Raw genomic sequence first — 18,135 nt, 5'->3', positions numbered from 1 at the left:
CTATCGCGAGCAGGCTCACTCCTACAAGTATTTACCTATGGCAGATGTCGTGTTTGGCGGTTTAGAGTGGTCAGCCACACATCGATCCAGGAAGGATCCGCCATGCCAGACCACAACGCCGCCATTCACATCGAACGCTTCAGCGAGTCGCACCTCGAGGCTGTCACGGCGCTTTACAACGAGCGGGCCGTCACCCGGCAGGTGTTGCAGATGCCGTTTCAGTCCGTCGACGTCTGGCGCCAACGGTTGCTGGCGGAAAATGAACGGGTGTTGAAGCTGGTCGCGCTGCATCAGGGGCAGGTCATCGGCCATTTGGGGCTGGAAAACTATTCGCGGATTCGTCGCAGCCACGCCGGCAGCGTCGGTATGGCAGTCGCCGTGGAGTGGCAGGGCAAAGGCGTGGGGTCGAAGCTGTTGGCGGCGGCGCTGGACGTCGCCGACAACTGGATGAATCTGCACCGCGTGGAACTCTCGGTTTACGCCGACAACGATGCAGCCATCGCGCTCTACCGCAAATTCGGTTTCGAAACCGAAGGCCTGTTTCGCGATTACGCCGTGCGCGACGGGCAGTGGGTCGACACCCTGAGCATGGCCCGTCTGCGCAATCGCCCGACAACCTGACTCAGTCGCCCAGCGCGAACGCCACCGCCGACTGTGCATGCAGCTCGGTGGTGTCGAGCAGGGGCAGGGCGCTGTGTTCGGGCTTGATCAGCATTCCGATTTCCGTGCAGCCGAGGATGATCGCCTGAGCGCCACGAGCGGTAAGGGATTCGATGACCCGCTGATAGATTTGTCGCGATTGATCGCTGATCACGCCAACGCAGAGTTCGTCATAGATGATCCGGTGCACGTCCTTGCGCTCGGCTTCGTCCGGCACCAAAACTGTCAACCCCTGGGCGATCAGGCGTTGCTTGAGAAAGTCCTGTTCCATGGTGAACGCCGTGCCGAGCAAGCCGACCGTGCGTGCGTCGATTGCCAGGGCAGCCTGCGCAGCCGGTTCAGCGATGTGCAAAAACGGAATGCTGATCGCCGCCTGAATATGTTCGGCAACTTTGTGCATGGTGTTGGTACACAGCACCACACAATCAGCGCCACCGGCTTCGAGCCTGCGCGCGGCATCGACCAGAATCGCTGCGGCATCGTCCCAGCGCCCGGCGTGCTGGGCCTGTTCGACAGGGCCGAAGTCGACGCTGTACATCAGCAATTGTGCCGAGCGCAACGGGCCGAGACGGTCGCGGACTTGCTGATTGATGAGGCGATAGTATTCGGCGCTGGATTCCCAGCTCATGCCGCCGATCAGGCCGATGGTGCGCATTGGATTTCCTCAGGCAAATGACAGTGTCGAGCGTTCAGGTCTGCCCGGAGTTTCCTTTTGTTCTCGGTCCGATGCCAGCAACAAGTGACTGTACCGCTGATCTTTCACGCAAGTGTCATGGTGCTTCATCGGGCCTGATGCAGGTTAAACGTACGCCGGGGCTGGTATCTGCCACTATCGACCTTTGCAGGTCCTTTCTGAGGAACACCGCTATGGACGATGTACAACAACTGGGCGAAATGCTCCGTCATTACGCCGAGAGCGAAGCGCACAAGAAGCAATTGTTCGAAACGCAATCGGCGGCATGGGCCACACGGATTACCGCGCTGTTCGGCGATATCCAGCAATGGCTGGAGCCGGTGCAGGCGCCGAATCTGCTGGAGGTGAGTCGTGAGGCGTATGTCGCGTTCGGGCCGAGTACGCCGGTAGAGACTTCGACCTTCAAAACGGAAAAGCTGAGCATTGTGATTGCCGGCAAACCGGTGGAGTTTGTGCCGGATGTGATGGGCAGCGCTGGGCAGATCTCCCTTGCTGTGATGGGGCTGACGGCAGCGCGTTATGGCAGCATTTCGTTGGTAGGGCTGCCGAACGGTGAGTGGCAGTGGCGCAAGACCAATGGTTTGAAGGATCCGGATACGTTTGCCTTTGACGCCAACTTCCTAGCCCAACAACTGCAAAGCCTGATTCCTCGCGACCGTAGTTAAGATCAAGAGCTTACCCCCTCACCCCAGCCCTCTCCCCCAGGGGGGCGAGGGGGAAAGGGAGCAGATCTTCGTCGTGTTTGAGATTGCATTCACCCGAGATATTTCAGGTCGGTGTAGTTCGCATAAACCACGCGGTCAGTTACCTCTCCCCCAAGGGGGAAAGGGTGCAGACCGAGTGCTGTTCAAAACCTGAGTTCGATTCGATATTTCAGGCCGATGTATTTCGCATAAACCACGCGGTCAGTTCCCTCTCCCTCCGGGAGAGGGCTAGGGTGAGGGCAGCCCACCTGACACTCCTCACATATCGAGATTGACCCACCCCGGCTTCGCCACCTCCGGCGCCACCGCTTTCACAGTCTTGCCGGTGGCCAGCTCCACCCGCCGCGCCACCTCCGGATCATCGGCAAACGGCACCATGCTCGCCTCATCAAGACTGTCCGCCGTTTCCCGCCGCAAGCAGTACTCCACCGCCAGCCACAGAAACACCACGCCCAACACATCAAAGAAAATCTCCATCACGAGCGGCTCCCTGCCTCAGGCGATCTGTGCTTCGCGGTGGGCCAGCGCGACGTCGGCAACCCGCACCGTGCGCCAGACGTTGTAAGCCATCAGCAACATACCCGTGAGGAAGAACACCCCGCCGGCAAAGCGCACGATGAACCCCGGATGACTGGCTTGCAGCGCTTCGACAAACGAATAGGTCAGCGTGCCGTCCTCGTTGATCGCCCGCCACATCAGGCCCTGAGTGATGCCGTTGACCCACATCGAGGCGATGTACAACACCGTGCCAATCGTCGCCAGCCAGAAGTGCAGGTTGATCAGTGGTGTGCTGTACATCTGCTCGCGGCCAAAGACTTTCGGCACCATGTGATAAGTCGCGCCGAAGGTGATCATCGCCACCCAGCCCAAAGCCCCGGCGTGCACGTGGCCGATGGTCCAGTCGGTGTAGTGGGAGAGGGCGTTGACGGTTTTGATCGCCATCATCGGCCCTTCGAACGTCGACATGCCGTAGAACGCGAGCGACAGTACGAGAAAGCGCAGAATCGGATCGGTGCGCAATTTATGCCAGGCGCCGGACAAGGTCATCATGCCGTTGATCATCCCGCCCCAGCTCGGCGCCAGCAGGATCAGCGACATGGCCATGCCCAGTGATTGCGCCCAGTCCGGCAACGCGGTGTAGTGCAAATGGTGCGGGCCGGCCCAGATGTACAGGGTGATCAGCGCCCAGAAATGCACGATCGACAGGCGATACGAATAGACCGGGCGATTGACCTGTTTCGGCACGAAGTAATACATCATCCCGAGGAACCCAGTGGTCAGGAAGAAGCCCACTGCGTTGTGCCCGTACCACCACTGCACCATCGCGTCGGTAGCACCGGAATACACCGGATACGACTTGAACCAGTCCACCGGAATCGACAGGTGATTGACCACGTGGAGCATGGCGATCACCAGAATGAACGCGCCAAAAAACCAGTTACCGACGTAGATGTGTTTGGTCTTGCGCTGTACCACGGTGGTGAAAAACACGATGGCGTAAGCGACCCAGACCACGGCCATCCACACCGCGCCGGAGAATTCGATCTCGGCGTATTCCTTGGTGGTGGTGTAGCCCAACGGCAGGGTGATCAGCATGATCACGATCACCGATTGCCAGCCCCAGAAGGTGAACGCCGCGAGTTTGTCCGAGTACAGCCGCACCTGGCAGGTACGCTGGACTGCGTAATAACTGGCGGCGAATTGCGCGCTGCCGGCGAAACCGAAAATCACCAGGCTGGTGTGCAGCGGGCGCAAGCGGCCGAAGGTGGTCCACGGCAGGTCCAGGTTCATCTCTGGCCAGACCAGTTGCGAGGCGATCAACACGCCCATCGCCATGCCCACCACACCCCAGAAAATTGTCGCGATGACGAATTGGCGGACGACCTTGTAGTTATAAGCCTGTCCGATTGTTGCTGTGCTCATGGTCAGTTCATCCACGGTTGCAAAGTCTTGCCAGGCCACCCGGTCTGACATGAGCTGCACTGTAGAAACCCCGCCAGAAACAAAACAGGCTCAGGAATCTTTCATTTGTGCGGATCAGATTGAAGTGCTGACTGCGGCGTTCTGCCGCGCCCTGATATGGTTTTTATCGCTTCAGGTGAATCTGTAACGTGCTGCGCTGTTCCGCCATAGTCTGGGAAAATCTGTAGGAGTGAGCCTGCTCGCGATAGCGGTGTGTCAGTCAACATCTCAGTTGCCTGACACACCGCTATCGCGAGCAGGCTCACTCCTACAGGAATTGTGTGCGTCCTGATGAGGTGGCAGTGGCATGTATCAATATGATGATTACGACCGGGCGCTGGTGTTCGAGCGCGTTGCGCAGTTTCGCGATCAGGTCGAGCGCTTCATGGCCGGGGAATTGAGCGAAGAGGAGTTCCTGCCGCTGCGCCTGCAAAACGGCCTGTACATGCAGAAGCACGCCTACATGCTGCGAGTGGCGATTCCCTACGGCACGTTGAGCGCCGAGCAGATGCGCACCTTGGCGAGCATCGCCAGCGATTACGATCGCGGTTACGGCCACTTCACTACGCGGCAGAACATGCAGTTCAACTGGATCGAACTCTCCGAGGTGCCGGATATCCTCGAACGTCTGGCGCAGGTCAACATGCATGCGATCCAGACCTCCGGCAACTGTGTGCGCAACATCACCACCGAGGCGTTCGCCGGGGTCGCGGCGGACGAGTTGATCGACCCGCGTCCACTGGCCGAGATTCTGCGGCAGTGGTCGACGATCAATCCGGAATTCCTGTTTCTGCCGCGCAAATTCAAGATTGCCATTTGCTCGGCGAAGCAGGATCGCGCGGCGATCATGATGCACGACATCGGCCTGTATCTTTACCCCGGTCGCGACGGGCAGATGTTGCTGCGAGTGATCGTCGGCGGTGGTCTGGGACGCACGCCGATTCTTGGTTTGCAAATCCGTGAGGGCTTGCCGTGGCAGCATTTGTTGTCCTACGTTGAGGCCGTTTTGCGGGTGTACAACCGCCATGGCCGGCGCGACAACAAGTACAAGGCGCGGATCAAGATTCTGGTGAAGGCGTTGGGCATCGAGGCGTTTGCCAAGGAAGTCGAAGAGGAATGGCAGCACCTCAAGGACGGCCCGGCGCAGTTGACCAAGGCCGAATACCAACGGGTCGCCAGTGCCTTCGTGCCGCCGGTTTATCACACCCTGGCCGACACCGATCTGGACTTCGGCACACGCCTGGCGGAAAGCCCGGCGTTTGCCCGTTGGGTCGCGCGCAACGTGCAGCCGCACAAAGTGCCGGGTTACACCAGCGTGGTGTTGTCGACCAAACCGGGCATGGCGTCGCCGCCGGGGGATGTCACCGGTGTGCAGATGCTGGCGGTGGCCGACTGGTCGCAACGTTTCGGTTTTGGCGAGATTCGTATCGCCCATGAGCAGAACATCGTCCTGCCCGACGTGGCGAAAACCGACCTCTTTGCGTTGTGGCAACTGGCGTGCAAACACGATCTGGGCAGCGCCAACGTCGGCCTGCTCACCGACATCATTGCCTGCCCCGGCGGCGATTTCTGCGCGTTGGCCAACGCCAAATCGATTCCGATCGCCCAAGCGATTCAGGCGCGCTTCGACAACCTCGATTACCTGCATGATCTGGGCGATATCTGCCTGAATATCTCCGGCTGCATGAACGCTTGCGGCCATCACCACATTGGCAATATCGGCATTCTTGGCGTCGATAAGAACGGCAGCGAGTGGTATCAGATCACACTCGGTGGCGCCCAAGGTAAACACAGTGCGCTGGGCAAAGTCATCGGCCCATCGTTCAGCGCCGCTGAAGTGCCGCAGGTGATCGAGCGGATCATCGGCACGTTTGTCCGCTATCGCGAGCACGAGGAATTGTTCGTCGATACCGTGGCGCGGATTGGCCTGGAGCCGTTCAAGGAACGGGTCTATCCGAAAACGCTGGAGGCCACTGCATGAATAATTTATTGCGGCTGGAGCAGGGCGCGGCACGGATAGTCACGGATGACCCATGGACGCTGCTGCGTGAGCCTTCGACGCCGAGGCCTGACGGCTTGCTGATGCTGCCGCTGGCGCATTGGCTGCAATCACCGTCGACCCACGCGGTGTGGCTCGGCCCGGACGACGAGGTTGAAAGTCTGGTGCCGTGGCTGGGATCGTTGCCGCTGATTGCGCTGGATTTTCCGAGTTTTCGCGACGGCCGTGCATATAGCCAGGCGTATCTGCTGCGCAGTCGGTTCGGCTGGGCAGGGGAGTTGCGCGCGATCGGCGATGTGTTGCGTGATCAGCTGAGCCATATGCGCCAGTGCGGGTTCGACAGTTTTGCGGTACGTGAGGACAAATCTGCCGAGGATGCGTTGAAAGGATTGGCCGGGATGAGCGTGCTGTACGGGCGTTCGGTGATCGAACCACGCCCCTTGTTCCGTCGGCGCTAACCCTTTGCCCGGGCAGGGGAAACCCCTAGAAACCTCATGAATCGGGCATTTTCCCTTGGGTCGATGGTGGCCTTTTGGTAGAGTCGCCGTCGCCAGCGGGTTTTCGGCTGGACGATGGAACCGAAGAAGGGAGTCTGATCAGTGAGTCCGGGCAAAAAAATTCTCGGCCTCACAGCGTTGCTTTTAATGGTGACGCTGTGGGCCAGTTACTTTTACGTATTCAAGGAAAACCGCAGCGGCCAGCTCGGCGGCGTCGGTGAAAGCACCGCGTGGTGCGGCACGCCACCGTCCACGGAAGCGGCGTTGCTGGGCAAGGACCAACTGACCTTGCGCGTCACCAACAACCTGCGCGGCGAGTTCATGCTCAGTGGCTCATTGGTGGTTTCGGAACGCACGTTCAACCGCTATGACCTCGGTCGCAACGAACTGCGTTTGCGTCTGGAACCCTTGCAATGGTCCTACGGCGTTACGCCGATCTTCCTTGAACAGGTCAAGGTGCAGCCGCTGAGCCGCAACCTTTCCGCCACCAACAAAAGTGCCTACGCCGAACTTGAACCGCGCCCGATCGGTGTGCAGGGGCAAGTTACCGAATTCCCTTTCGACACGTATCGCTACGGCTATAAACCGGTGCTCTATTACCTCAAGGGCAGCGAACGTATTGACCTGCGTTTCAAGAACATCACCACGTTGATGGAGATGTCCAACACCTTTACGCCGATCCAGAAGTACAACCGTGTCGACTACATCAACGAGAAAACCTCAATGATTCGTGACGAGGATTACAAGGCTTACGGCCCGCACGAATGTGCCTTCAGCGTCGAGCGCAAGGGGTCGTTCAAGGTTGTGGTGTTGTTGCTGCTGTTGGTGCTGTGCCTGCCGTTGCTGCTGGTGTTTTACCGTAATGAGCCGGGGATCGACTTCCTTGCCACGCTGTTGGGCGCCGCGATCGTGCGGGTGCTGCTGATCGGGCCGGTGCAGGATTTCCAGCTGTACAACATCGACTTCCTGTTGGGCGCGGCGATTTTGCTGGTGGGCACGGTATCGTTGATCAAGGCGATGCACATCAACAGCCGGCGGGAGATGGCGTTGCGCAGTGGTGAGACGTCGTCCTGGTAATTGGGTGAACCCTTAAAAGCCCCTCACCCTAACCCTCTCCCGGAGGGAGAGGGGACTGACCGAGGTGTCTGGCGAGTGACACCGACGTGAAAGACCGAGTCGATTATGGATTCAAAGCCAGTCGTTCACGTCGGTGTATCTCTTGAATATCCCCCAATCGGTCCCCTCTACCTCTGGGAGAGGGCTAGGGTGAGGGCAAGAGGATCTCCGGCCAATCACTTAAGCGCCGGATCCCCCATATTCATCTTCTTCCATCCCTGCAACAACACCTGCGCCTTCGGCTCCTGCCCACTGTCGAGATACCACTGAATCAGCGACAACCGCGCATTGCGGTTCGCCGGTTGAACCTTGAGCAGCCCCTCCAACACCGCGCAGGCCTCATCGACCTTGCCGCTTTCATGCAACGCCACCGCCAGCACATAACCGTATTGCGCGTTCTGCGGCTCCAGTTGCGCGGCTTTCTTCAGCGGCGACATGGCGTCGACGGCCTTGCCGGCACGGATCAGCGACAGGCCCCGGGTGTGCTGCAACAGCGCCGCGTCCGGGTGTTGCTTGAGGCTGTCATCGAGCAACGTTTGCGCTTCCTGACCTCGACCATTGGCTTCAAGCCATTGCACCAGCGTCACCAGCGCCGGGTAAAAGTCCGGGTCGCGCTTGAGCGCCGAGCGCAGCAGACCTTCAACTTCCGCGGCACGGCCACTGGCCTGGTACAGCATCGCCAGATTCAGATTGGCCTCGGCACGTTCCAGCAGACTCTTCTGCACCGCTTCGTACTCGGCAATCGCCGCATCCCAATTGGCTTGCGCTGCGCCAAGACCGCCATTGCGCGCAACACTCAGCAGATCCCGTGCGGCAACGATGCGCACGGCTTTCACCGGATCACCCAGCAGCGGTGCCAACAACGGTGCTCGCTCCGGAGGCGGCAAGAACGCACTGATCGCCCGCACGGCACTTTCGCGCACTTGCGGCGCCGGATTCTTCAGATCCTGCGTTGCCAGTTTCAACGCCTGTTCGCTCGGATACAGCGGCAGGTCCGCGAGCAATGTCGCGCGTTGAATCGCCGGCAGATTGCTGCGCTGCAACTGCTCATACAACGCATCCGCAGCACCCGGCTGGCCGTTGCGGATCAGCCACAGACTTTCGTCATAACGCGGTGCCTGCGGCGCGGTGGACGCGTTCCACAACTTGAACTGCGCGGTGACCTTGTCGCCAGCCTTGCCCTGATGGCAGGTCAGGCACGCGTCCGGCGTGCCGAGCTTCTGCGCCCGTTCCGGGTTGGGAATGCTGAAGCTGTGGTCATGGCGGAAGTCGTTGCCCATGTAGAACTTGCCGGGCATGTGGCAATCCACGCACTGCGAACCGGGCTGGCCCAGGGTGTGGCGGGTATGTTCGACGGAGTCGTAGTTCTTCGCTTGCAGGCCTTTGCCGTCAACGCCTTCGATCGAAGTCTTGCCGGCGGCGTTGTGGCATTGCAGGCATACCGCGTTGCCCGGTGCTTTCAGTTCGGTGCTGTGCGGGTTGTGGCAGTTGCTGCACCGCACGCCCTTGTCGAACATCTTGCTTTGCAGGAATGAGCCGTGTTCGAACACCTCATCCTTGATCTTGCCGTCCAGCGCATACAACTCGCGGGTCAGGGTGCTGGGCAGGTAATCGTCCATCAGGCGCTTGCCGACGGTGTAGCCATCGCCCAGCGGCGCACGCCGCGCGTGGCAACGGGCGCAGGTTTCGATCTCGACGGTGGCGTTCTTGTTCTTGAGATCGACGTCGAAACCCTGATGGATCAGATCGGTTTTTTTCTGCGTCCACTCCAAGTGATTCGACGCCGGACCGTGACACGCCTGACAACCGACACCGAGGCTGTTCCAGTGACTGTTGAAGGTGTTGCTGGCCGCATCGAAATTGCGCTTGAAGCCAGTGGTGTGGCACTCGACGCACATGAAGTTGGCGTTCTGGCTCGGCTTGCTCCAGTGCAGCGGATTCTTGAAGTTCACGCCTTGGCCGGGGTAGAGATGAAACCAGCGGTTTTTCTCGGTATCCCACGCCACACCGAGTGCCTGCAAGCGACCCTCACCGACTTCGATCAGGTATTGCTGCAGCGGTGCGATGCCGAAGGTGTAGGCGACTTTGAAGTCGGCATGCTTGCCGTCGATGCCGGGCGTGTTGACCCAGAACTCATCGCCCTTGCGCGAGAAGCGCGTGGTCTCGTTTTCGCCTTTGAAGGTGATGTTGTTGAAGTTGCCGAGCATCGTTTCAGCGTTCGCCGGCTGCATCGCCAACTGGTGATGTGAACCTTGCCAGTCCTTGACCTGTTCGCTGTGGCAGCCCTGGCATTGTTGTTCATCGACCATCGTCACCGGTTTGTTCACCACAACAGGCTGCGGCTTTACGGCTGCTGACACGCTTATTGGCGCAGGTTTTACGGGGGCGGGAGCAGGGCTGAACAGAAACCAGCCGATCCCCGCCACGGCGGCCAGCAGCACGCCAATGGTGATCGGGAACAGATATTTTGAGAGTGAAGATCGAGGTGAATCAGGGTCAGGTTGTGCTGTTTTATTTTTATGCTTGGGCATTGCGACTTCCGTAGTCCAGGTGCATTTGCCGTCTGGCGTGCGTTCAAGCTCGGTGCAGCTTTGCCGGATGACCGGCGTCTGTCAAATGACGGTTGTGATCCGCTGCGCAGCGTTGCGTGAATATTGTGCTTTGCAATCGCAATTGCTGAGGTTTTAGCTATACCTGTAACTCCCCTAGGCAAAGTTTTCGGCCTTCTGACAGGAGTTACAGCATGAAGCTAGCAGTGATGATGGGCACACTGTGTTTTGCCACCCTCGCAGTGGTAGGTTGTTCCAGCAAAACCGTCGACCCGAAAGAGTACTCCGGCTTCCTCAAGGACTACAGTCAGCTCAAGGAGGCCAAATCCCCGTCCGGTGCCGAGGTCATGCGCTGGATCGATCCGAAGGTCGATATCAAAAAATTCACCAGTGTGTACATCGAGCCGACTCAGCTCTATCCGAAACCGCAACCGACCGCGAAGATCTCCCAGCAGACCCTCAATGGCATCACTTCCTACTACGATCAGGCACTCAAGCGTGAGATCGGCAAAGACCTGCCGTTGGCCACCGGCCCAGGCCCTGGCGTGATTGTGGTGCGTGCGGCGATCACCGCCGTGAGCAGCAAGACCGAAGGCCTGCACGCGTATGAGGTGATTCCGATTGCCCTGGTGGCAGCAGCGGTCAGCACGGCCAGCGGTATTCGCGATCAGGAAACTACGTTGGCCACCGAAGCGGTGTTCCTCGATGGCGCGAATAACAAGGTCGTCGCGCAAGTGGTACGCAAAGGCACCGGCAAGCCACTGGAAAATGATTCGCAGGCGATGAGCGCCAACGACGTCAAACCCGTCATCGATGGCTGGGCCTCAGACCTGCGTCAGTCGTATCTGAAGCTCAAGGCAGCCAAGTAAACGCACGAGGCCGGAGGTCCGCGAGGAATCTCCGGTCTGTGCACACCCTCAGAAGTCGGCGCGCGCCCGGCGGTTGTAGTGACTGAGCAGGACGTCGTAACCGCGAGTGACGGCGTAGTAGTCGTCGCTCAAGCGTTGCGGTTCGGCGTGGTTTTGCCAGTCCTCGTGCAGGGTTCTCAACGCGTCGAGATACGTTTGCGAGGGCGCGCGGATGTAATCCCACAAGTCACGCGCGTCATCGTCCTTGTTTCGCAAACCACCCAAACGAAGGCCCATGAGCGGCTCGTGGCGATCCCACGCCTGTTGCAGATCGGCGGTGGTGTCGGCCACGGCTTGCGGGGTCAGCGTGCGGTGTTTCATCCCGTCTTCGAGCAGGTCCAGTGTCTCCCGGGCCTGAATCATGTACGCCAGCAGCGACCAGTGGATCTCCTTACCCACGCGCGCTTCCAGCAGCTTGAGCTGCTCGGGGCGCTGAGCCACGTCCAGTGGCAGCAGTTCCTCTCGCAAGGCTGTCGATGCATTGATGTAGGCATTGCTGGCGGCCTGGATTTGCCCCGAGCCCTGGGACAACCGGGCGAGCGGCGTGGCATAAAAATTCGCACTTCTGTCGAGTCGCTCCGGCGTAAAGATCACCGCTGCTCCCTGCAGTGCTTGCGCGTAGTCACGGACTTTTTGTGAAAGCACTGGCTGATAGGCCAAGAGTTCGAGTTTTTCGTTGATATGACTGAGGCAGAGATCCTTTTGGATGTCCTGCACGGTGTACGCATCCGTGTTGTCGAAATCCCGTGCCTCAGCAAGATAATGCCCGAATGCATCACTTGTTGGCCGCGGACGTTCGAATTTGTCGTAGGCGTTGCGCCAGTGCACATCGACGCGGTTGACGCAGGCGATGATCGGACTCAACGCATTGGCCTGGGCGGTCACAAGGGATTCGCGCTGATCAAGCCACAGATCGAGTTTCAGGAACGGCCGGGTCGCGCTCGACAGCCCCATCACCACCAGAACGACCACTACGCCGCTGACAAACATGAATCTCGACGTCATGGCCGTGCCTCCGCGGGATACCACTGTTCACGGGTGGCGGGAGCGCCGCAATCGAAAGAACTCGCCGGCAACCGGCTACACAAACGCTCGGCCCAGGGTTGTAGCCCCTGATTGCGATTGACCGTGCCTTGACTGGCGGCCACTTTGAACACGCCCAGCACCAGCACCAGGGCGACAACGCCGAGTAGCGTCAGGCCGATTTTCGCCGGCAGGTTGGTCTTTTCCCAGGACGTGTGTGGCTTGACCTGACGGCGACGGATCAAACCCACGCAGGCCAGTGTGGCGGCATAGACGCCGCCAGCGATGGGGCCGAAAAACCAGCTGAGCCCAGCCACCATCAATGCGCAGGGAATCAGATCACGCAGTATGCCGAACGGTGCAGCCTCCTTGGCGAACCCTGGCCACAACCGTGCGCTGAGGCGGTCATCCAGCAGCCAATGGGTGTGCGCCAATTCGTGAGTCAGCCAGTTGATGCCCGCAGCGATCACCCCAAACACGATCGTTGAGGTCATGACGATATTGAACAGCCCGGTGACGCGCAGCCCCAGCGGGATGAAATGAGTAAACGCACCGATCAGACAGGCCAGCACCACGCCAAGGTAGGTCGGCCATTCGCCACGGCTCAGCTCCCAGTCACGCCAGAAAAACGCGGTGCCACCGGGCAACTCTGCACAGACCTTCGGATGATTGGCATACAGCGCCGAACTCAAATGTCGGCAATGCTCCCAATCTTTCTCACGCAGGCGCCGGGCCAGCGCGCGACGCTGGCTGAACGGGCCGCTCCCGAGCAACAGGCGCGCGGCGCGGTGTTCGGCAGTGGCGGGTGGCTCTTGCGCGAGCTGACGTTGTTGCGCGATAAAAATCGGTGCCTCATGGCGCGCGACCAGACGCTTCCATTCATCTTGCGGGCAACGGTTGGCCGGGCCGGAATGCCAGCCCTGGCCCGCACAAACCTGCTCGAAAACAGCGCAGGACCAGTGTTCGCTGTCCAGTAGCAATCGACTCAGGAACAGGTTGAACCACAGCCGGTGTACTTCAGCGTCGAGCCACAGACATTGGCCGCACTGTGCGTAGGCCTGCAAAAAGGCCGCACTGTCCTCACGATCGAGGGCATCACGCAGCGGTCGAGTAATGCGTTCGCGCTGCTGATCGAGCAAATGTTCGATGGATTCCTCATCCAGTTCCAGGCGCTGCCAGGCACTGAACCAGTGATAGGTCTGCACCGCCCAATCGACCATCGGCGCCGATGTTTGCGGGTTCTCGATGCAATGCTGCAGCAGGGTTTCTTCGAGGATATGCGCGCAACCCTGCTCAACGGCGAGGGCATGGCGTTGTTGCAACTGCGCAAGGCTGGTGCCTTGCAGCGAGCGAGTTGCCTGTTGCAAGGCATCGACTTCGACCACGGTCAGGCCGGTCAAATCCCAGCTGTCGTCTTCGCTCTCTGTGTTTTCGTTGGCCTGCGCCCATTCCTTGTAATTCAGGGCTTGCTCATAGGCGTCACGCAGGCGCTGGAAGCCCTCGGCGTCTTCGTCCGGACGGGTCTGTTTGAGCAGGGCAGCGTATTGGCGTTTGATACTGCGCGTATCGGCGTCGGCCGTAAGGCCAAGGACGGTCCAGCAACTCATTGCGTGTACAACTCCATTGAAAACCTGCGACGCGGTCCAGTGATGGCACTTTGATTTTGCGCACCCTACCTGTTTCGCGTCGAAAAGTCCTCAGCCGTCGTTTACTTGCCGACGAACCAGCGGAAATAGGGGTTGCCACCATCACTGCGCATCACTTCACCGATATCCCGTGCCCAGGCATCGCGGTCGCCGTCGTAGGCATGCAGGCTGGCGCGATAGAACTGCATCAGGCGCTGGCGATGGATTTCCATGCGCTCGTTGAACCCGGCATCGGCATTCACCAATGGCGGCGCCTGATACAGATCCAACAGTGCCGGCAACACCCGCGTGATCTCCTTGCTGCGCACCCACGGCGCATATTCGATACGGGGCTGATCGTCGGTTACCGCCGGCGCGTCGGCAGCAAAACGCTCGAGGCCGGCGCGATCGGTGACCCAGGTCGCGAGCAGGGCAGCGGCGGAACCGATGCCGACATCCTGCAAGGTGCTGCGTACGCTGTCCTGCTGGAAACGCGCGGTGATTTTCGCGGCGTCCAGTTCCATCGGTTGCAGCGAACCGACCAGCAACATCTCGTGGAACTCGCTGGTCCACAGCGACGCGTACGGGAACACGTCGAGGAAGCTGCGCACGAGCGAACGCGAGTCATCAATGTTCTGCGTCGGCAGCGGCAGCCACTGGGCGACGATGCCTTTGTGCTCAAGGCGACTGGCCGCCAACTGGTAGAAATCCCGCGAATACAAATTGACTACGCCGGCCGCAGACGGCGGTGGCGGTTCGAGGGTGATCAGGTCGTAGCTTTGCGCACTGCGCAACAGTTCCTGGCGCCCGTCGCGCAGACGCACATCGACGCCGGGATCGCTGGCGGCGTTGAAGTTGCCTTTGAACAGTGGCGCGGCTTTGACCACCGACGGCAGCAGCTCGGCGACCACCCGATGTTCCAGGCCCGGATAGCGCAACATGGCGCCGGCGGTGATGCCGGTGCCGAAACCGATCACCAGCGTCGAGCGCGGCTCGCCGTTGTGAATCAGCAGTGGCAGCAACGCTTGCACGCGCATGTAGCGCAGTGAAGGCATGGCGTCACCGGTGTTCGACACGCCTTGAATATACAAACGATGAAAGGTGTTATCGCCGCGACCTTGAGCAACCACGGCGACGGTGCCACCACGGCCTTCTTCATAGAACGACAGGCTGCCGTTGCGCGCACCGGGCAGCAGGCTGGCGAGTTTGTCGACCGGGGTGAACACAGCAAAAGCAATCGAGACCAGACCGAGAGCAACCACGGTCTGACGCCGGCCTTTTTTGACGTGATGACCTTTGCGCACGGCAAAGTAGCCGACGCCGGCGGCGATAATCGCCAGCAGGCCCAAGGTGCGCACAAGCCCCAATAGCGGGATCAACAGAAAGCCGCAAAGCATCACCCCGACAATCCCGCCGAGCGTATTGAACGCCACCACGGCCCCCACATCCCGGCCGACGCGTTCATGGCCGACACTCAGGCGCAAGGCCAGCGGAAACGCCGCGCCGAGCAGCAGCGTCGGCACAAAGACAATGCTCAAGGCTGCCACCGCGAAGCGTGCGCTCATGCCGGTCAGTTCACTGGCGCCCAGGCTCAACAGCCACATTTCCGCCTGACTTTGCGCGATCACCAGCCAGCGCCCGAGCAGGGCGATTTCCAGCAAGGCGACCAGCCCTGCGCCGGCAATCAGCAAACCGAACACGCCCCACGGATCACGAATGCGCTCGACCCGCCGGGCGAGCAGGGCGCTGCCGATAAACAGCCCGGTCAGATAGGTTGCAAGCACCACGGCAAACGCGTAGGTGCGGGTGCTCATGAACTGCACGATCGATTGCGACCAGACCACTTCATAGCCGAGCGCCACGCCACCGGCGATGGAGTACAGCCACAGCGCGCTGCGATCCGGGGCTTTTTCCGCATGATGTTTAGTGAGGGTTGCCACTGGCACCGGATGCTGCCGGGCCAGCCACAACGCACCGATGGCAGCCAACAGATTGAGCATCGCCGCGAACAACGCGCTGCCACGGACGCCGAGGCTGGCGATCAACACAAACGCGGCGAGCAGGGTGCCGACAATCGCCCCCAAGGTATTGGCCGCATACAACTGACCGCCAGCCTTGCCCGGATCGGCGGCGAGCGAACGCACCAGCACCGGCAGGGTGCCGCCCATCAACACCGCGGGCAGCCCCACCAATGCGAACGGCAATATCCACGCAAGCAGGCCGACATGCTCTTGCAGCCAGGCAAACGGACTGGCCGCCAGACTCATGGTCACGGTCGCGCCGACGCCGAGAATCGCCACCAGCACTTCCAGCCCGGCATACAGCAACACCGGTTGCTGCAAGCGATCGGCCCAGCGCCCGAACAGCCAGCCACCGATCGCCAGCCCGGCGAAAAACGCGCTGATGCCAGTGGTGATCGCGTACACCTCGACCCCGACTACCAGCGACAGTTGCTTGATCCACAGCACCTGATAGACCAGCGCCGCAGTGCCGGAGATGCACAGCAGCAGCGCGGGGACGAGCAAGGCTGGGGAGGTGGTTTGTGTGACGGGTATGGCCGATGGCTTGCTGGCGATACGTGAGGACATGCGAAGGCCTTAATTCAAGAGTCACTGTGACGGTACTGGCTCCTTCGCGAGCAGGCTCGCTCCCACACTGGACCTGTGTCCACCACAAATCCCCTGTGGGAGCGAGCCTGCTCGCGAATGGGGCCGATACGGTCCCAAGTCAAAAATAGGGCCGTCCGCCGGTGAGGGCGAACGGCAGTCCAGCGGGCTTACTGTGCAGCTTTCATTTTTTCAGCGATTTTGGCGTCAACCGCAGCACGGATCTGGTCGATGCTGAAGCTGGCGGGTTTCTGGCTAGGTGGGTACTCGACGAAGGTCTGCAGGAACGCCGCCGACTTCATCACGGCCATTTCGGTCAGATAAACGTTTTTGGTGGTCCAGTCGTAGTACTGATCGGAAACGATGTCAGCACGTTCGTACGGGTCCATCCGCAGGTTGAAGATTTTCGGTACACGCAGGCACACGAACGGTTCGCTCCAGACCTTGAAACCGCCCGGGGCGCGTTGTTCGCAGAACACCGCTTTCCAGTTGCCATAGCGCATCGACACGAGCACGCCGTCGTCGTTGAAATAGTAGAACTCTTTACGCTCACTCTTAGGGCTTTGGCCGGTCAGGAAAGGCAATTGGTTGTAACCGTCCAGATGCACCTTGAAGCTGGTGCCGCCGGAGGTCGGCGCCCAGCCTTTGAGCAACTTGTTGGCGACATCGGTTTCACCAGCCGCTGCGAGCAAGGTCGGGAACCAGTCCAGACCCGAGAACATCTCGTTGGTGACTTCACCGGGTTTGATCTTGCCCGGCCAGCGAACCATTGCCGGCACGCGATAAGCACCTTCCCAGTTGGAGTTTTTCTCGTTGCGGAACGGCGTGGTCGCCGCATCCGGCCAGGAGAACTGGTTAGGACCGTTGTCGGTGGTGTAGACAACGATGGTGTTGTCGGTGATTTTCAGGTCATCAAGGGTTTTCAGCAGTTTGCCGACGTCGGCGTCGTGTTCGAGCATGCCGTCCGCATATTCATTGCCGGGCATGCCACTCTGGCCCTTCATCGAATCACGCACGTGGGTGAACAAGTGCATGCGCGTGGTGTTCATCCAGACGAAGAACGGTTTGTCCGCCTTGGCCTGTTTCTCGATGAACGCTTGCGCAGCAGCGGTGGTTTCGTCGTCGATGGTTTCCATGCGCTTGGTGGTCAGCGCGCCGGTGTCTTCGATCTTGCCGTCGGCGAAGCTGTGGATCACGCCACGCGGAGACACAGCCTTGACGAACTCGGCGTCATCTTTCGGCCAGTACGGACGTTCAGGTTCTTCTTCCGCATTGAGGTGGTACAGGTTGCCGAAGAATTCGTCGAAACCGTGGTTGGTCGGCAGGTATTCGTCCTTGTCGCCCAAGTGGTTCTTGCCGAACTGGCCGGTCGCATAGCCCTGCGACTTGAGGGCCTGAGCAATGGTGATGTCACGTTTCTGCAGGCCCACCGGAGCACCGGGAATGCCGACTTTCGACAGACCGGTACGCAGTGGCGTCTGGCCGGTGATGAACGACGATCGTCCAGCCGTACAGCTGTTCTCCGCATAGTAATCGGTGAACATCATGCCTTCTTTGGCGATGCGGTCGATGTTCGGGGTCTTGTAGCCAACCACCCCCATCGAATAGGCGCTGATGTTGGTCTGGCCGATGTCATCGCCGAAGATCACCAGAATGTTGGGTTTTTCAGCCGCTGTGGCCGTTGCCGACAGCGCCATGACCGAAGTCGCCACTAAGGCGAGCTTGGGTAGCCACTTGCGTATGCGAGTCATCTGACTTGCTCCTTTTCGCGGGGGTCGTTTATTGCGACTAA

At 59.9% G+C, this 18,135-nt stretch carries 14 protein-coding genes; 6 read left to right on the top strand and 8 right to left on the bottom strand.

Going from position 1 to position 18,135, the window contains the following annotated elements; translation table 11 throughout:
* Positions 1-102: 102 nt before the first annotated feature.
* Positions 103-621, top strand: a complete 519-nt coding sequence (locus tag U6037_RS15705) for a GNAT family N-acetyltransferase (protein ID WP_322843628.1) — start codon at positions 103-105, stop codon at positions 619-621.
* Position 622: 1 nt separating this feature from the next.
* Here the strand turns inward: U6037_RS15705 and U6037_RS15700 are convergent, their stop codons facing one another.
* The gene (locus U6037_RS15700) at positions 623-1,315 is read right to left on the bottom strand and encodes an aspartate/glutamate racemase family protein (RefSeq protein WP_322843627.1); all 693 of its coding nucleotides are present in this window, start codon (positions 1,313-1,315) and stop codon (positions 623-625) included.
* Positions 1,316-1,527: 212 nt separating this feature from the next.
* Here U6037_RS15700 and U6037_RS15695 point away from each other — a divergent pair, with 212 nt between their 5' ends.
* On the top strand, positions 1,528-2,019 hold the full coding sequence (locus tag U6037_RS15695; RefSeq protein ID WP_123593361.1) for a hypothetical protein: 492 nt from the start codon (positions 1,528-1,530) through the stop codon (positions 2,017-2,019).
* Positions 2,020-2,316: 297 nt separating this feature from the next.
* On the opposite strand, the gene U6037_RS15690 is transcribed toward U6037_RS15695, so the two are convergent.
* Both U6037_RS15690 and ccoN read right to left on the bottom strand, forming a co-directional pair.
* Positions 2,317-2,535, bottom strand: a complete 219-nt coding sequence (locus U6037_RS15690; protein ID WP_016983187.1) for a hypothetical protein — start codon at positions 2,533-2,535, stop codon at positions 2,317-2,319.
* An 18-nt stretch (positions 2,536-2,553) separates the two neighbouring features.
* Positions 2,554-3,981 carry a cytochrome-c oxidase, cbb3-type subunit I gene (ccoN, locus tag U6037_RS15685; protein ID WP_322843626.1) on the bottom strand — a complete coding sequence of 476 codons (1,428 nt, stop codon included), beginning with the start codon at positions 3,979-3,981 and terminating at the stop codon, positions 2,554-2,556.
* A gap of 346 nt (positions 3,982-4,327) precedes the next feature.
* Between ccoN and U6037_RS15680 the strand changes: the two genes are divergently transcribed.
* The 3 genes from U6037_RS15680 to U6037_RS15670 all read left to right on the top strand — a co-directional run bounded on the left by U6037_RS15680 (position 4,328) and on the right by U6037_RS15670 (position 7,593).
* Complete coding sequence (locus tag U6037_RS15680) at positions 4,328-6,001, top strand: nitrite/sulfite reductase (protein ID WP_322843625.1); 1,674 nt, start codon at positions 4,328-4,330, stop codon at positions 5,999-6,001.
* Positions 5,998-6,477, top strand: coding sequence for a DUF934 domain-containing protein (locus U6037_RS15675; RefSeq protein ID WP_322843624.1), 480 nt, complete (start codon positions 5,998-6,000; stop codon positions 6,475-6,477). The genes U6037_RS15680 and U6037_RS15675 overlap by 4 nt, the downstream gene beginning before the upstream one ends.
* Positions 6,478-6,618: 141 nt before the next feature.
* On the top strand, positions 6,619-7,593 hold the full coding sequence (locus U6037_RS15670) for a hypothetical protein (RefSeq protein WP_236428036.1): 975 nt from the start codon (positions 6,619-6,621) through the stop codon (positions 7,591-7,593).
* A gap of 215 nt (positions 7,594-7,808) precedes the next feature.
* Here the strand turns inward: U6037_RS15670 and U6037_RS15665 are convergent, their stop codons facing one another.
* Positions 7,809-10,163 (bottom strand): tetratricopeptide repeat protein, encoded by a 2,355-nt coding sequence (locus tag U6037_RS15665; protein WP_322843623.1) that lies wholly within the window; start codon positions 10,161-10,163, stop codon positions 7,809-7,811.
* 212 nt (positions 10,164-10,375) lie between these two features.
* Here U6037_RS15665 and U6037_RS15660 point away from each other — a divergent pair, with 212 nt between their 5' ends.
* Positions 10,376-11,050, top strand: coding sequence for a DUF3313 domain-containing protein (locus U6037_RS15660; RefSeq protein WP_322843622.1), 675 nt, complete (start codon positions 10,376-10,378; stop codon positions 11,048-11,050).
* A gap of 48 nt (positions 11,051-11,098) precedes the next feature.
* On the opposite strand, the gene U6037_RS15655 is transcribed toward U6037_RS15660, so the two are convergent.
* The 4 genes from U6037_RS15655 to U6037_RS15640 all read right to left on the bottom strand — a co-directional run bounded on the left by U6037_RS15655 (position 11,099) and on the right by U6037_RS15640 (position 18,094).
* Complete coding sequence (locus tag U6037_RS15655) at positions 11,099-12,094, bottom strand: DUF3829 domain-containing protein (protein WP_322843621.1); 996 nt, start codon at positions 12,092-12,094, stop codon at positions 11,099-11,101.
* Positions 12,091-13,719, bottom strand: a complete 1,629-nt coding sequence (locus U6037_RS15650) for a J domain-containing protein (protein WP_322843620.1) — start codon at positions 13,717-13,719, stop codon at positions 12,091-12,093. Before U6037_RS15650 ends, U6037_RS15655 begins: the two co-directional genes overlap by 4 nt.
* 101 nt (positions 13,720-13,820) lie before the next feature.
* Entirely contained in the window at positions 13,821-16,325 is a 2,505-nt protein-coding gene (locus tag U6037_RS15645) for a fused MFS/spermidine synthase (RefSeq protein ID WP_322843619.1), read from the bottom strand.
* A gap of 188 nt (positions 16,326-16,513) precedes the next feature.
* Positions 16,514-18,094: an arylsulfatase gene (locus U6037_RS15640; RefSeq protein ID WP_322843618.1), complete on the bottom strand. Its 1,581-nt coding sequence runs from the start codon at positions 18,092-18,094 to the stop codon at positions 16,514-16,516.
* Between the last annotated feature and the right edge of the window lie 41 nt (positions 18,095-18,135).

Origin of the sequence: Pseudomonas sp. B33.4 (assembly GCF_034555375.1) — a bacterium.
Classification (GTDB): domain Bacteria; phylum Pseudomonadota; class Gammaproteobacteria; order Pseudomonadales; family Pseudomonadaceae; genus Aquipseudomonas.
The sequence above is the reverse complement of the archived record's forward strand: the minus strand, read 5'-3'. Positions and strand labels throughout refer to the sequence as shown.